Genomic DNA, 15,788 nt, shown 5'->3' on the forward strand with positions numbered 1-15,788 from the left:
TAATTTCCTGTCAAAATTCAAAGTTTAGCATTTAACATTTTTGGAATTAATGTCAAACAGGAATTGGTATTGGTTTAGAAGTAAAATTATTTATACTCTAGGATTAGTGATCTGTCTTGGTGGTGTTTCCCTAGCAATATCAAGACAGCAAAGCATTTCTAGTAATTGCAATATTTCTGAATGTCCAATACCAACATCCTCTCAGTCTGAACCTACCCTAACTGTAGAGCAAATACAACAATTAGTACAAAATATAACAGTAAAAATATCAACCAAGCAATTACCCCAAACCTTACTTGGTTCAGGCACTTTACTAAAAAAAACAGACAATATTTATACAGTTATTACTAATGCTCATGTCTTAAGAGCCGCTAAACCACCCTATCAAATTCACACCGTTGATGGATCTATTTACAATGCTGCGGTCTTAACCAAGGCGAAATTTCCCCAAGAGGATTTAGCTGTTTTGCAGTTTTCCAGTCATAATGTAGTTTATACAGGAGCTAAGTTAGGAAATACCTCTACGCTGCAAGTTGGGGAGCAGGTATTTGTGGGAGGATTTATATCCAGAGGAACTGCTGATGATATTCCTGAGTCAGAGGTGAAAACAGTCAAAAATAGCTGGTATAGCTTTGTGTTTACTGCTGGTGAGGTTTCCATTTTACTGACTAAGCCTTTAGTGGGAGGTTATCAGATTGGCTATACTAATGATGTTCGTAAAGGGATGAGTGGCGCACCATTGTTAAATATAAAGGGTGAAGTTATCGGTATCAATAGTTTACATAAAAACCCACTGTGGGATAGTTCGGAAGTATATCAAGATGGTTCTCAACCAGAACCACAAGTAGAAAAACTTATTATAGATTCTAGTATGGCTATACCTATTAATCAACAGGTTTTACTACGTCATTTGGAGAGTAACTGATGAGGTTTGGCCGTATCCTATCATCAGTCTTACTGACTACAACAATTGCCATCTTTCCGGTGAATGGTATAGCAGCATTATCAAGTCAAGAAGTTTATGTTATTGCCGAAAAAATAACAGTTCGTATTGATGGTACTAAGTCTGGTTCTGGTATTATCATCAAACGCAAAACTAATAGTCAAAGTTCAGCTTATACTTATACAATTTTGACTAACTGGCACGTTGTTAATTTAGAAGGTAACTATACAGTCCAAATATACAATGGTAGACAATATACCTTTAACCACCGACAAGTAAAACAATTGGGAGATGTGGATTTAGCAGAGTTTACCTTTACCAGTAATCAATATTATGAATTAGCAGAAATGGGAGATTCTGACCAAATTACTGGGGGAGAACCTATTTATGTAGGTGGATTTCCAGAACTAGCTGTTGGACTGACTGAACGTAAATTTGACTTTGACTCAGGGTTGATTACTGGACCACCACAAAAACCAAATCAAGACGGTTATACTTTGCGGTTAGGTACTAAGGTTCTCAAGGGCAAAAGTGGTGGACCAATACTTGATGAAAATGGCAAGTTAGTTGGTATTTACGGTCAGTCGTCCAAAAATATTAATAATCGTGATACTGATACTATTCCATTAGGTATTGCGTTGAAGACTTATTTACAACTTACTGGGACACGGATAAATCCCAGTCCAGCAGTTACGAAAGTTCCCAGTCGAACTACCACCAAAAATCCTCCTCAACCAGTTACTAAAATTTCCAGTCCACCAGTTACAAAAGTTCCTAGCGTTCCTTTCACCCTAGCGAAAACCCTACCTGGAGATTTTTTCTTGGTAACAGCTATTGCTTTGAGTCCCAAGGGCGAAATTCTCGCTAGTGGCAGTAAGAATGGAAGTATTGAACTATGGAATATAGCTACAGGAAGCAAAATCCGCACTCTTCAAGGACACTCCGACCGAATTGAGTCGCTTGCTTTCAGTCCAGATGGTAAAACCTTGGCTAGTGGCAGTAATGACGAGACGATTAAACTGTGGAATGTCGCTACAGGAACGGAAATTGGCAGCCTTCAAGGAAGTTTTTTCTCGGTTTATTCTGTCACTTTCAGTCCAAATGGTAAAACCTTGGCTAGTGGCAGTAGTGATGGGACTATCAAGTTGTGGGATGTGTCCACAACCAAGGAAATACTCACTCTGCCAGGGCATACTACTAAGGTTAGTGCTGTGGCCTTTAGTCCCGATGGCAAAATTTTGGCTAGTGGCAGTGATGACAGGATAATTAAACTATGGAACGTGGCAACAGGTGGAGAAATTCTGACTTTTGACGGACATTCTGATCGGGTTGGTTCTGTGGCTTTCAGTCCCGATGGGAGAATTTTAGCCAGTGGCAGTGATGACAATACAATTAAACTATGGAATGTAGCCACAGGAACGGAAATCCGCACTCTCACAGGTCACTCTAACCGAGTTGGTTCTGTGGCTTTTAGTCCCAATGGGCAAATTTTGGCTAGTGGCAGTGATGACAATACAATTAAATTGTGGAATGTGGCAACGGGAACACAAATCCACACTTTGACAGGTTATACTGACACCGTTGATTCTGTTATTTTTAGTTCAGACGGCAAAACTCTAGCTAGTGCGAGTAGAGAAAGTAATATTAAAGTTTGGCGGGTGTCTGAGTAGAAGGGGTAGATAGTTTGATTGTTTTTTTCTGTTGTAAAAACAGCGATGAGAATAGGTCTTGATTGTTTAGACAACCCTAAACAAGACCTAGGCTACTCTGATATGGGTATGCTGCGAAATACGGCATTGTAGTATCTCTGATAGTCAACATAAGGATTAACTTTCACTTCAATTGCTGCTATCTCTTTTACTTGTGTTGGTACCTCTTTGAACGTCGCTATTGCTTTCAGAGGAATACCTTTAAGCATCCTTGTATTAGGAGATCCTTCTTCTTTACTTTTGCCTATTTGTGCCTGCTTACAAAAATACTCACTTCCATATACATCAAACATCTTGCTTTCACGGCATATAAAAGATACATCACTATCTTGTTTAGCAGTTAATAGAAAGTGACAATTCACGGTAGAAGAGGAACGTTTACAGCCTTGCAAAGTTACATTAATATGTTCAAATTCTACAGTTTGGTTTTTGGCACTGCTAGGTTTTTGAGAATTCTGCTGAAGTCTGCCGCATACAACATTGCCACTATCGGTAACAACGCACGCCCTTTGTGCTGCTACTGGAGGACTAGAAACGAGTAGACTGGTTAAAGCTACACCTGTGAGAGTGCTAACTTTGGTAAGGTGACGAATGGTACGCATAATCTAATGATGGTAAACATGGGATGATTTGTTAAGTTTATCACTTTTGATTATAGTAATGTATTTTGTTTTTCCTTGATTTTACATAGCTTATTCAATATTTAGTAATACATTAACTAAATTTATGGTTGCTTTTAAAGACCTTAAACCAAGCATTTCCGCTACTTTTTTAGATTTTTCTCAAGGCAACCTACACAGTGATTTTAACTAACTTTGATTTAAACAGGTTGTGTAAACATATTATTTAGCGTCATTTATTTTAAATAACTTAATCATTGCTTCTACCGTTCCTAAGTATTGCTCAAATTCTTTTTCTGTCGCCCTGAAGGTAAGATAGTAACCATTACCTTTTCTGACTGTGCTAATTTCTAAAACTCGAAATTTACATTCATTATCTTGAAAAAAATAAGCGAGTTTGTAGGCTGGAAATTCAGATAAAGTTGTTTCTGGTGTAGTTTCGTCTTTAAGGTTTGAATATGAATTATTAGCTTTGATTTTTGTTATAGTTTTGGCTTTAAATTCATTGAGAGAGAGAATTTTTTCGCCAAATTCCTCCCTATTAACTGTAAATACTGGAAAACAGGAATTCTCAGAATGGATATTTTCGGGTAAAAAGTTGATTAATTCACCGCCAAATTCCCCTGGTGGTTTTTGGGGAGTCCAGTTCTCAGGATATTTAGTATTGGTGTCCTGATATGGATAAGATAAAAAGTTGGGTTGAGGATGTATTATTTGAGATTTTAGCCAGAAAATCACAAGGGTAATAACCGCAACTACTCCTACTCCCGCAACTAAGAATATGTTCTGAGGAATTTTTGTGGTTAGTGGTGGTATTTTTTGCGTTGTTCCTGTAGTTGTTCCTGTAGTTGTTCCTGTAGTTGTTGCTGGTGTTACAAAGAGGAGTTCGTTAACTGCTGCTAATGCTTCTATTGCTGATGGATAACGCTCCTTGTGATTCCGGCGCACCATTTTATCAATAATCTTAGCTAATTTTGTGCTAACATGAGGAGCGTGATCTAGCCAAACAATTTCCTCTGTTTCAGGGTCAATAGGTAATGATATAACAGATGGATTTATACCTGTTAAGGCTTGGATAGCAATGACACCAACTGCATAGATATCAAAACTAAATTGTGGTGGTTTACCATCTTGTTGTTCTTTGGGTGCATAACCATGACTATATATATTAGTAACAACTCGTGGTTGTGCTGGTGGAGTAATTAATAGTGTAGGGATTTCTTTAACTGCTCCAAAGTCAATTAAAACTATTTTCCCATCAGATTCACGTCTCAGAATATTCTCAGGTTTGATATCCCTGTGAATTAAATCATTTTGGTGAACGAAGCTTAAAACTCCTAAAATATCCCGTAAAAGCTCAATTACGTCAGTTTCACTGAGTTGTTTACCGAGTGTTAACTCCTGACTGAGGGCGTGACCTTTAATGTATTCTTGTACTAAATAAAACTCTTGATTTTCCGTAAAGTAATCAAAATATGTAGGAATTTGGTCATGATCACCTAAGTGTTTCAGGTTTTCTGCTTCCCGTTCAAATAATTCTAAGCCTTTTTTCCAGTTCGTTGGATCTACAGGTTTAAACTGCTTAACAACACAAACAGGATTTCCTTGTGTTTTTGTATCCTGCGCTTTGAAGGTAACTCCAAATCCACCGCTACCGAGTTCTTCAACAATTTGGAAACGTCCACCAATAATTTGACCTACAGTAATTTCGTTTGTCATCCCAGTTACGCCCAACATCCGACAATATCTTTATACCATTTATACACCTGGTTACGACTATGGGAGGTGAGGCTTATTAAGATATAGATTTGGGAAGGGTGCATTGATAATATAAATTTTCCAAAAGCCCTAAAATATTATGAAACATTTTCAAAAGCCAATCTTCTAAATTGCCATCCAGCGCAGTAAAATTAATTTATTAATCTATGCTCCAGATCAGGAGGTAATTATCCAACGTTCCACCTCATTCTCTGGACATTCCATGACAATTCCATCATAGACAACGCAGATCAACTTTGCATTAGTCCTAGTTAACGGTTTAAACTCTGTTGATCTAAAATATAAATGATGGTATAATTTTGATAAAACGGATTTTTATTTCTCAATCACCATGAATAAAGTTACATTAGAGATTCCTGATCAATTAATGAATCAATTGCAAAATCAATCTGATTCTTTACAAAATATTTTGCTTAAAGCCTTGGAAGCATATTTAGCGGTAGAACCATCAAATTTAATCAAAACTAAAACTTGGGAACTCTGTGGAAGTTTAGAAATTCCTAATCCTGACCCTGAATTTATAATCAAAGATCAACAAGCAGAATTATCTACTAACTATGCAGAACATATTGATGATATTTTATATTAAAGTCAACTATTTTAATATAAAATCATGAATCAAGAAATAATTGTTGATACCTCAGACTTAATTGCTTTTTTCGTTAAAAGTGTACCGATATCTTATGTGATACAATAGTAAAAATTAAGTATTTTTCTCATTAGCTAATACTAATACTTCATGATATAAAGATTTATTAAGCCAAAAGCCATTAACCATTAAATCATCTAAAAGTGGTTGAACTAAGTCAATAAATCCTTTTTCTTTAGCAGCTAAAATAATACCTAAAATACCAGTTATTTTTAAACCTTGTTTTTTTGCTTCATTTCTGCCTTTTCTTTCATCAATAATTAAACGATCTGCATTGAATTCAACAGCCAGAGTAATTGCAGAAGCTTCACCAGGATCAAGAATTATTTGCAATTGTTTTAGTAAGGTTTCATTGGTGGTAGGATAAATCTTAATCCAGTCTAAATTTTGAATTGCAAGGGTCGCTGGATCAGTTTGTCCAGAAGCAATAATTTCTTGATAGACCATAATAGGTATCATAATATTGCCATAAAGTTTTTGTAATAAATTAAGCTGTCCAATAGCGGCTAAATTACTAATAGGCGAAGTATTACTAACAATAATCATAGCCAGTTATTAGCCTCTAAACTATCAATATCTTCTTTCAACTCTGCTAGATCATAGTGGGGAGAGATTTGACGACTACCTAAGATTTTTTGAAGTTGTAATTGATTCATTTTCGCAAAATTACTCGCTTGTCCAAGAGTAAATTTTTCTTGTTGAAATAACATAATTGCTATTTCCAGGAGTAATTCATCTTCAGACATGGAAATTGTTTTTAATGTGTCTTCTGTAATTACAATACTCATTTTTTCTGAATTGTTGTTAATGAATATGCTATATTTATTATACACAAAATTTTAAAAAATTGCCTGTTATGTGATATAATAACAAAAACTTAAATCAATATTGTACTATCCCAACAATAAAAAAATCTATGCTTACCCAAGATAAAAAACAAATCAACTGGAAACCTATTATCAAAAAATTTGTCGCTGTAGTTGGTGAAAAAGGCGTAGTTCAACGCAAAGAAGAACTTCTCACCTATGAATGTGACGGTTTAACCAGCTATAAACAACGTCCCCCAGTTGCAGTATTACCCCGAAGCACAGAACAAGTATCAGAAATTGTCAAAATTTGCAATCAATATTCTGTTCCCTTTATTGCCAGAGGTTCAGGAACGGGTTTATCTGGTGGGGCTTTACCAACAGAAAATTCCGTTTTGATTGTCACTTCTTTAATGCGACAAATCCTCAGTATTGATTTAGAAAATCAACGGGCTGTAGTGCAACCAGGAGTAATTAATAGTTGGGTGACACAGGCAGTTAGCGGCGCTGGTTTTTATTTTGCACCTGACCCTTCTAGTCAAATTATTTGTTCCATTGGTGGTAATATTGCCGAAAATTCTGGGGGAGTCCATTGTTTAAAATATGGTGTGACAACAAATCATGTTTTAGGTTTAAAACTTGTCCTTCCTAACGGTGAAATAGTTGATGTTGGTGGACAAATTCCCGAAACCCCAGGTTATGATTTACCTGGGGTATTTGTGGGTTCAGAAGGAACATTAGGAATTGCCACAGAAATCACCCTGAAAATTCTCAAGAGTGCGGAATCTATTTGTGTCTTACTAGCAGATTTTACCAGCGTAGATGCTGCGGCTGCCACTGTTTCTGATATTATCAGCGCGGGGATTATTCCCGGTGGCATGGAAATGATGGATAATATTAGTATCAATGCTGTAGAAGATGTTGTTGCCACTAATTGTTATCCCCGTGATGCCACAGCTATTTTATTAGTAGAAATTGATGGCTTAGAAGTAGAAGTTTCTGCAAATAAACAGCGAGTTATAGAAATTTGCAAAAAGAATGGGGCGCGAGATGTTACTAGTGCTAGTGACCCAGAAACTAGATTAAAATTATGGAAAGGTAGAAAAGCAGCTTTTGCGGCTGCGGGACATATTAGCCCAGATTATTATGTGCAAGATGGGGTAATTCCTCGAACTCAATTACCTTATGTTCTCCAGGAAATTGAAAGATTAAGTCATGAATATGGTTATCCTATTGCTAATGTTTTTCATGCTGGAGATGGGAATTTACATCCATTAATTTTATTTGATAATTCTGTACATGGAGAATTGGAAAAAGTCGAAGAATTGGGAGGAGAAATTCTCAGGCTATGTGTAAGAGTAGGTGGAAGTATTTCCGGTGAACATGGTATTGGTGCTGATAAGAAATGCTATATGCCAGATATGTTTAGTGAAGCTGATTTAGAAACAATGCAATGGGTAAGACAGGTATTTAATCCCCAAGGTTTAGCAAATCCTGGCAAGATTTTTCCCACACCTCGCACTTGTGGAGAAGCAGCTAAAGCATCTATTCAACAATTCTCAGGTGTAGAAAGATTCTAAGAAAGGAGTCAGGAGTCAGAATGAAGAATAAATATTTTTCTGTTCCCTGTTTCCTGTTCCCTCTTCTCTGTTCCTTGTTTTATCAAAAAATATTCATATCTTTATCTAATCCCGACAATAAAATTGGATTTTGTAGTTATATAGATATTAGCAATCTAGACTTATTTAACTAATGAATTCTGTATTACGGCGGTTTTTTGTGTATTTTTTGTGTTTGGGATTTGTCATTAGTTTAACAATATTTCCCATTTCTGCAAATCCTAGTTATACTCAAAATTCAAATTCTCTACCTGTAACTACAGAAATTCGTGGTGTTTGGCTGACTAATGTTGCCAGTGGTGTCTTTTATATCCCTTGGGGTATTGAAAGGGCAATAAATCAATTAGCCAACCTCAATTTCAATACCATTTATCCCGTAGTTTGGAATCGAGGTTACACCTTTTATAAAAGTCCTTTAGCAAAAAAAAATACAGGTTCAGATAGTCAACCTTTGCTGAATTTTATTCATGGTAAGAATGATTTTTTAGCCAAGTTAGTAAAATTAGCCAGAAGTAAAAATTTGACAATAATGCCTTGGTTTGAATATGGGTTAATGACTCCTCCTGATTCTGCTTTAGCTAAACTACATCCAGACTGGTTAACTATTGGACAAAAGGGTGTAGAATCTATATCTGAAAATTTAATAGAAGATATGATCAATGGAGTTTATAAGCAAGCTTGGTTAAATCCTTTACATCCAGAAGTCCAGAATTTTATCCGCGGTTTAATTTTAGAAGTTATCAAAAATTATAATGTAGATGGCATTCAAATTGATGATCATTTTGGAATGCCTGTACAGTTTGGTTATGATGCTTTTACTATACAACTTTATCAAAAAGAACATCAAGGAAAAACACCACCTATTAATCCTTTTGACCCCGAATGGATGCGTTGGAGGGCTAATAAAATTACTGCATTTATGGACAGTATTTTTAAGTCTGTAAAGGCAATTAAACCCTATGCCAAAATATCTCTTTCTCCGAATTCACAATATTTTGCTTATAAATACTATTTACAAGATTGGGAAAATTGGGTGAAAAAAGATTTGATAGATGAGTTGATTTTACAAGTATATCGCAGTGAAAAAAACTCTTTTATTCAAGAAATGTCTAAACCAGCAATAAAATCAGCCATGAAAAAAATTCCCGTGGCTATTGGGATATCAACAGGAAATTTATTAAAGCCTGTAGATATTGATCAAGTTAAGGAACAGGTGAAAATAGTCCGTAATCAAAAGTTTGCTGGGTTCTCTTTCTTCTATTGGGAAAGTTTATGGGGTTACATTATTCCCGAATCACCTTATCAGCGTCGTCAGGCTTTTTTGAAGATGTTTGATACTCAAGCCCTTAGACCATTAAAATTAAAGAAATTATAATGCAATTATCACCTGTTAAAACTAAATATCGAATTCTAAATTTTACATTAAAATGGATTTTTGCTACTTCATTGGGTTTTTTATTTAGTTTATTAATGATTGAGATTAATGAAAAACCAGATATGAGTTTCATGGAAGCTGCTATCGGGAGTTTAACAATTGCTATCCCCCAAAGTTATCTGCTCAGAAAAATAATTTCTCCTGTAAAGTGGGTATTATCTACCCTTTTTCCCTGGGTAATTATTGCCGCAATGGGGATTGGTGTTTTGGGTTGGACTGTGACTAATTCTCCGTTTCTACCCACGCGACTTTTTGCGGGAATTATTATTGGTGGTATTGGTGGTTTATTAATTGGTATATCACAATGGTGGTTAGCTATTCCTCCATCATTTTCTTCAGCATGGAAATGGATATTTGTGAATATGATGATTTGGATGATAGCTATCCCCATTGGTTCAACTGTAGGTTTATTTTTGCACAGAAGTACCAATTTATTTTTAGGGGAAGTTGCGGGATTAGCTATTACCTGGTTATTGGTGGCAATATTCACAGGAATCTCTGCTGTGAAAATAATCAAAGATTTGTAATAGAGGAGTCAGGAGTCAGGAGGGAAGAAAGAAGAAAGAATGGACTTGGAAAATTACTTATTCCCTTTCCCAATATAAATTTTGTTCCTCATTCAATTGCATACGGTTATATAATTAGCTTTGGTTTGTAATTTTAAATTGTCATGACTCTACCTAATTGGATTACTTTTTCTCGACTGCTAGGAATACCTTTTTTACTTTACGGTTTATACAATCCCACAAATCAAGCAAAGTGGATATGTTTGACAATATTTTTAATTGCAGCCTTAACTGATTGGTTAGATGGATATTTGGCCAGAAAACTTAACCAAATTAGCGAGTTAGGTAAGTTTCTTGATCCTTTAGTAGATAAATTATTGGTACTTGCACCATTATTAGTATTGGTAGAATTAGGAAAAATCCCAGCTTGGGCAGTGTTTATAATTTTAGCACGGGAATTAGCGATCGCAGGTTGGCGAGTTAATCAAACTACTATTACTGGTGCAAATATTTGGGGTAAACTGAAAACGGTTAGTCAAATCATCGCTATATCTCTACTAATTTCCCCCTTATCTCCAACTTGGCAAACTCCGGTTTTAATTGCCTTTTGGATATCTGTAATCTTAACAATTGTTTCCGGGATAATTTATCTCATTCCCCCAAAAATTAGTGAGGAAAAATAAATTTATTAAAATGAAACTCGAAATTAAAAAAGGTGGCGAAATCTGCTTTTTTAATTCATTAGTATTCAAATTCAGCAATAAAAAACCCTGGCGAAACTTACCAGGGTTGATTAAGAGAAAATTTAAATGACGATTAGATACAAATACCGAAGCGGGAAATTTTAGCTAACCCCCAAGGTAATTAGAACTATAGAAGTTAAAAATAATATTGCTACTACACCTTGAAAGGCATAGGTGCTTTGTTGCGCTTTTGTAGGAAATTCTGCGTAGTAAAGTTTGGGTTCTTTGGCGTAGTTGTTAAGAATGCCTTTTTCATTAGTTGTGGTATACATAATGTTTTTTCTTGGGTTTGTTACTTTATGTAAATTAATATAACAAGATTGTTACAAAGTGTCAATAGAACTTGACAAAAAAATAATTGATGTTAAAGACAAGCCTTGCTTATCTGAAATTAGAGAAGCAGCCAGCCATGAAAAAACCCACCTGCGCGGGTTTCCAGTGGGAAGTTAGCGAAGGTGGGTTAAGATTAATCTAATTAAAAATTTAGCCAAAAAATGTTTTAGCAGTTTACAACTAGTTGTAAACTGCTATGCAAAGAGAATTTCGATTTTAAATGGGCAGTACCAGACTCGAACTGATGACATCCTGCTTGTAAGGCAGGCGCTCTACCAACTGAGCTAACCGCCCGTTTCTTTCACTCAATCAATATAGCATAGCCTTGCCAAATTTTGCAAGTCTTTTGATAAACTTTTTTTTAGAGATGGGAAAGCTTGATTTAAACGGTATTGAGCTATACTGACTCAGGACTAAAATTTTTAATTTTTAATTTTGAACTTTTAATTTTCTAAGATGCCCTCTGGTCAAACGCATGATCGCATTACTATTTGGTCTATGCCTGTAGTGGCGGGTATAACGTTAATTTCCACTCACAGCAGTAATATGACTTTGTTGGTGGCGGGTGGGTTTATGTTTGGGGGGCTGATGTTTGGTCCCGATTTGGATATTTACTCCCGTCAATTTCAGCGGTGGGGTTTTCTGCGGTGGATTTGGCTACCTTATCAAAAAAGTCTGCGACATCGCTCTTTTTTATCTCACGGTCCGATTATTGGCACAACATTAAGAGTGGTGTATCTGACGACTTTTTTGGCCTTGGTAGCCATTCTAGTGGTGATGATGTTCACCAAGTTGGGAAATGTGGCTTGGAACTGGGGGGAAGTGTGGGGAACTGTGGGGAAGACCATCTATATATATTATGGAGAATTTTTTGCCCTCTTTGTCGGCTGTGAACTCGGTGCAATGAGTCATTCTTGTAGTGATTGGACTGTTTCCGGTTATAAGCGCTTTCAAAAACAGGGTATTCAAGGTTTACTTCCCCGTGGCAAAATTAAGAAACGTAAAGTTAGCCCCAGTCGTCGCAGTGCAAAAAAGCGGTAAAAAATATGGAAGTTAATCAAACTTTGCTGGCGTTACAAGAATTAATAGATGTGGTGGCAAAATTAAGATCACCTCAAGGTTGTCCTTGGGATTTGGCACAAACCCCGTCAAGCCTGACTCCTTACGTGATTGAGGAGGCTTATGAGGTGGTAGATGCAATTCAAACTGGGGATAAAAAGGCTATTTCTGAAGAATTAGGTGATTTATTATTACAAGTAGTATTACAGGCGCAAATTGCCAGTGAAGCGGGTGATTTTTCTCTGCAAGAAATCGCTGAGGGTATTTCTCAAAAGTTAATACGTCGTCATCCTCATGTATTTGCTGATGTGACTGTGGCAAATATGGAAGAGGTACACAAAAATTGGGAAACCATCAAAGCAGCGGAAAAAGGAGAAACTGTAGAAGAGCAAAAACTCAGTGATAAATTGAATCGTTATCGTCGCAGTTTTCCGCCCTTAAATGCGGCGATGAAGATATCTGAAAAAGCTGCTAAAGTTGGTTTTGAGTGGAATAATGTGGATGAAGTTTGGGGCAAATTCCAGGAAGAGTTAGGGGAATTTCAACAGGCTTTAGCTGAAGAAACTAAAGAAAGACAAGAATCAGAATTAGGTGATTTACTATTTGCCATTATTCAAATTGCCAGATGGCATAAACTTGATCCTAGTGCGGGTTTACAAGGGACAAGTCAGCGATTTATTCAACGATTGCAAAAAATGGAAGATGTAATTGAACGTCCGTTGACAGATTATAGTTTAGAAGAATTAGATGCCCTGTGGCAACAGGCTAAAGCTCAACTTGGTCATTAGACATCAGGTGAATTTAAATATGCGTTATTCAAAAACCTTGTAGAGACGTTCTATGGAACGTCTCTATATTTTGGAGGTGTCTAATGCTGATTTTCCAAATTAGTTGCTAGTTGCTACTCAAAAGCACAATTAATGCCACTCCTAAAATAATTAATCCACTACCCATAATAAATGACCAGAAGCGGTGATAACTGCGGACAATTGTGCCATTTTCTCCTTTTAATTGGATTAAATCCATCCAAGGCATAATACCCCGACGAAACCAACCAATAGTTCCTACCTTTTGACCAATTAGACTTTTTACTCGTTTCATCCCAAACAGAAAATTACCAATTGAACCAAAACGGGAAGCGTAGTGTAAATAAAGCATTCCGCTAGGATCTTGTAGTTTCAAGTCAGAACCAAATTTATAACCAGCATCACCCCGGCCAATTAATTCCCCTTCTAAAATGGCGGGTTGTCCCCGCAAAGGACTGGCATAGGGGTTTGACATTAAGGTGAGAATATCTGTAGCTACGGCCTTGCTGTAGTCGGGGAACATGACAAAAGCTTTGATTAATATGCCGATTCCTAAACCAATGAATGGCGCACCCAGTGTTAATCCAAGGTTGTTGTTGTTGGCAACCGAGAATATGAATGCGCCAATAATTAAACCCAGGAAGAAGCCGATAGTTTCTGCACCATACAAAATCACATCTAAAAAGAAGTTGCCGTAAAGCTTTTTCTTGTTTAAGTTTTTACCCTCACCGATGACTGGCCCCATGTCGAACTCAGTTGATAAACCTAGTTGTTCGGAGTATGTGCTGAGGGCGCGGACTCGTTTACCAGTAAGAGGATGAGTAGAATTTAATTCCATCCACAAACCCCAAGGGCTAAACATATCCCACAAGAAGACGCGACCGATTTTTTGAGGATCTGAGGAAATGCGGTAAGCTGTACCTGTTGAAGATGCGGCTTTGTGGTCGTAAATTCCTAAAGCGCGAGTTCCTTCAATTAGGCGACTGGGTTCTTGGGCGCGTGAACCTTCTTCCACGATACCATAGGCAATTTTAACTAAGGCGCGGGAGAGTCCGTTGGGATTCCCTGTGGTTTCCGCTGCAAAGTGGTCTGCAAAATATTCTCTGGTGCGAGAAAGATATAACAGCAGGTATGTACCGATAATGTAAAAGATATAGGCAACGAAACCAGCAGTTTTTAAAGCATCTTTGATTTTGTTGTCGTTACCGCCACTTGTAAATCTTCTGACTGTACTGTAAATTAAGTAACAAATCTGCACTAAGGTAGAAGCCACAGTCATAACAGCAAAGTCCCAGTGGACTATATGCCCTAGTTCATGGGCGTAAACGGTAGCAACTTCATCATCATCTAGGTAAGTAAACAGTCCTTGGCTGACGACTAAGCGGGCGCTGTTAGGTAAAGAACCATAAGTGAAAGCTGTGGGGTTTTGGTCTTGAATGATTCCCAGTCTGGGGATTTTGATGTTTTTTTGTCGGCAGACTTGGCGGATAATTTCCCCTGTTTCTGGACTGAGGTTTTCGATTTCTGCTAAGTTTACCCAACGAGTTTGGTACAACCAGCTTTGACTTAGATCCATTAGGAAGGGTGAGAGGAAAAAAGCTGCTAGATTGAATATTAAAGTAATACCAATAGCGATCGCTAGTCCGGTGACAGGATCACTACTAGTGGAAATTAATACTAGGCTTAAACCCAAAACAAAAACCATGCCAAATAACAAGGCTATGGTGACACCAGATGCTAAGGCTAAACTCCCACCTACTCCTCCCATAGCCAAATTCACTGCCATGGTTGCTGCACGTCCCGCTTTTGGGAAACTGGACTGTGTGACTGAAGAGAAAACAGGCTGGTTTTTTTCTGCCCATTCTCGCACCTGTAGGTTATCGCTGTTGATTAATTTTTGCCAGAGAACAGTCGCTTGTTCAGTTCTCCCTATTTTCTGATAAGCTTTCACCAGCCATATTTGGGCTGTCAGATAATCTGGAGAGTTGAGTTCTAGGGAATTTTGGGAAAATTCCTCTAGGAGATAAACCGCCTCTTGATATTGCCCTTGTTGAAAGGCATTTAACCCTGATTGCAATGACATTTATGATATCCCCGAAAGGTTGATATTTTGATCTCATTAACACTCAATGGATACAGCATTCGTGATGCTAATTTCGCAAAATGTCCAAAATTTATAACATAGTGGCATAGTAAAGTTTAGAAGAATTAGCGGCACTCAGGCAACAGGCTAAAATTCCAGTATTAATTAAAATCAGGGTACGATTATTCATGAGTTCTTGCTTGATGTTTTGCTTGAATTCTGCCGGCAATTGCTTTTTTGCTTACATTAAACAAACAGCACAGGCTTATGCTAGTGTTGCACCAAAGGCTGGAGTAATAGCAGGTAATCCTTTTTCAAGTTTAGTGATTACCAATTATTTTGAGTTTGAATTAATTAATGAATGTTTTAATTGTAATATCCTAAACTAAATTCGATAAAGCGGATTACCACAAGGGTGAGATATACTTTTGGCGGGCAAGATGCCCGCACCACAAGATTTTTATCATTAATATCGGAAACTGCTGTAAAGCGATCGCTAAATCAATTCATAAAGATTCTATCCAGTTGCAGCGACGCTGAAAACAATTACCAGTAGTATGGCCATTGCACTTACCAGAAAGACTGGGAAGTTTGAAAGCCCCTGAGTAAGCATTGCGTAACAATGCCTTATGTGCTTTTAGACAGGGGATGAAAAGCGACTCAGGTGGTTTTAACCACCGTCAAGATTTTGCCAGGCC

General features: G+C 37.1%; 15 protein-coding genes and 1 tRNA gene. 9 read left to right on the top strand and 7 right to left on the bottom strand.

Annotated elements, in window-relative coordinates; translation table 11 throughout:
• Positions 1–49 precede the first annotated feature (49 nt).
• Both FJR08_RS03775 and FJR08_RS03780 read left to right on the top strand, forming a co-directional pair.
• Complete coding sequence (locus FJR08_RS03775; RefSeq protein WP_168632202.1) at positions 50–925, top strand: serine protease; 876 nt, start codon at positions 50–52, stop codon at positions 923–925.
• Positions 925–2,613: a trypsin-like peptidase domain-containing protein gene (locus FJR08_RS03780; protein WP_168632203.1), complete on the top strand. Its 1,689-nt coding sequence runs from the start codon at positions 925–927 to the stop codon at positions 2,611–2,613. Before FJR08_RS03775 ends, FJR08_RS03780 begins: the two co-directional genes overlap by 1 nt.
• A 92-nt stretch (positions 2,614–2,705) precedes the next feature.
• Here FJR08_RS03780 and FJR08_RS03785 read toward each other — a convergent pair whose 3' ends face one another.
• Positions 2,706–3,254, bottom strand: coding sequence for a hypothetical protein (locus FJR08_RS03785; protein ID WP_168632204.1), 549 nt, complete (start codon positions 3,252–3,254; stop codon positions 2,706–2,708).
• A gap of 240 nt (positions 3,255–3,494) precedes the next feature.
• Positions 3,495–4,991 (bottom strand): serine/threonine-protein kinase, encoded by a 1,497-nt coding sequence (locus FJR08_RS03790; protein WP_168632205.1) that lies wholly within the window; start codon positions 4,989–4,991, stop codon positions 3,495–3,497.
• 391 nt (positions 4,992–5,382) lie between these two features.
• On the opposite strand from FJR08_RS03790, the gene FJR08_RS03795 reads away from it, so the two are divergent.
• Positions 5,383–5,640, top strand: a complete 258-nt coding sequence (locus tag FJR08_RS03795) for a hypothetical protein (RefSeq protein WP_168632206.1) — start codon at positions 5,383–5,385, stop codon at positions 5,638–5,640.
• A 114-nt stretch (positions 5,641–5,754) separates the two neighbouring features.
• Here the strand turns inward: FJR08_RS03795 and FJR08_RS03800 are convergent, their stop codons facing one another.
• Together FJR08_RS03800 and FJR08_RS03805 are read right to left on the bottom strand one after the other, a co-directional pair.
• Positions 5,755–6,246 (bottom strand): DUF3368 domain-containing protein, encoded by a 492-nt coding sequence (locus FJR08_RS03800; protein WP_168632207.1) that lies wholly within the window; start codon positions 6,244–6,246, stop codon positions 5,755–5,757.
• Positions 6,243–6,488, bottom strand: coding sequence for a UPF0175 family protein (locus FJR08_RS03805; RefSeq protein ID WP_168632208.1), 246 nt, complete (start codon positions 6,486–6,488; stop codon positions 6,243–6,245). The genes FJR08_RS03800 and FJR08_RS03805 overlap by 4 nt, the downstream gene beginning before the upstream one ends.
• Before the next feature lie 128 nt (positions 6,489–6,616).
• Here FJR08_RS03805 and glcD point away from each other — a divergent pair, with 128 nt between their 5' ends.
• From glcD to pgsA, 4 genes are all read left to right on the top strand, one after another.
• Positions 6,617–8,086 (top strand): glycolate oxidase subunit GlcD, encoded by a 1,470-nt coding sequence (gene glcD, locus FJR08_RS03810; protein ID WP_168632209.1) that lies wholly within the window; start codon positions 6,617–6,619, stop codon positions 8,084–8,086.
• A gap of 172 nt (positions 8,087–8,258) precedes the next feature.
• The gene (locus FJR08_RS03815) at positions 8,259–9,500 is read left to right on the top strand and encodes a glycoside hydrolase family 10 protein (RefSeq protein ID WP_168632210.1); all 1,242 of its coding nucleotides are present in this window, start codon (positions 8,259–8,261) and stop codon (positions 9,498–9,500) included.
• Positions 9,500–10,087, top strand: coding sequence for a hypothetical protein (locus FJR08_RS03820; RefSeq protein ID WP_168632211.1), 588 nt, complete (start codon positions 9,500–9,502; stop codon positions 10,085–10,087). The genes FJR08_RS03815 and FJR08_RS03820 overlap by 1 nt, the downstream gene beginning before the upstream one ends.
• A 143-nt stretch (positions 10,088–10,230) precedes the next feature.
• The gene (pgsA, locus tag FJR08_RS03825) at positions 10,231–10,749 is read left to right on the top strand and encodes a CDP-diacylglycerol--glycerol-3-phosphate 3-phosphatidyltransferase (RefSeq protein WP_168632212.1); all 519 of its coding nucleotides are present in this window, start codon (positions 10,231–10,233) and stop codon (positions 10,747–10,749) included.
• A gap of 161 nt (positions 10,750–10,910) precedes the next feature.
• Here the strand turns inward: pgsA and psb34 are convergent, their stop codons facing one another.
• Both psb34 and FJR08_RS03835 read right to left on the bottom strand, forming a co-directional pair.
• Positions 10,911–11,081 (bottom strand): photosystem II assembly protein Psb34, encoded by a 171-nt coding sequence (psb34, locus tag FJR08_RS03830; RefSeq protein WP_168632213.1) that lies wholly within the window; start codon positions 11,079–11,081, stop codon positions 10,911–10,913.
• A gap of 282 nt (positions 11,082–11,363) precedes the next feature.
• Positions 11,364–11,436 (bottom strand) — tRNA-Val (locus FJR08_RS03835).
• A 162-nt stretch (positions 11,437–11,598) separates the two neighbouring features.
• On the opposite strand from FJR08_RS03835, the gene FJR08_RS03840 reads away from it, so the two are divergent.
• Together FJR08_RS03840 and mazG are read left to right on the top strand one after the other, a co-directional pair.
• Positions 11,599–12,183: a metal-binding protein gene (locus tag FJR08_RS03840; protein WP_168632214.1), complete on the top strand. Its 585-nt coding sequence runs from the start codon at positions 11,599–11,601 to the stop codon at positions 12,181–12,183.
• 5 nt (positions 12,184–12,188) lie between these two features.
• Entirely contained in the window at positions 12,189–12,989 is an 801-nt protein-coding gene (gene mazG / locus FJR08_RS03845; protein ID WP_168632215.1) for a nucleoside triphosphate pyrophosphohydrolase, read from the top strand.
• 106 nt (positions 12,990–13,095) lie between these two features.
• Here mazG and FJR08_RS03850 read toward each other — a convergent pair whose 3' ends face one another.
• Complete coding sequence (locus tag FJR08_RS03850) at positions 13,096–15,090, bottom strand: zinc metalloprotease HtpX (RefSeq protein WP_168632216.1); 1,995 nt, start codon at positions 15,088–15,090, stop codon at positions 13,096–13,098.
• Positions 15,091–15,788: the final 698 nt, after the last annotated feature.

The sequence above is a fragment of the Dolichospermum sp. UHCC 0260 genome, from assembly GCF_009711985.1.
In the GTDB taxonomy this organism is placed as follows: Bacteria; Cyanobacteriota; Cyanobacteriia; order Cyanobacteriales; family Nostocaceae; genus Dolichospermum; species Dolichospermum lemmermannii.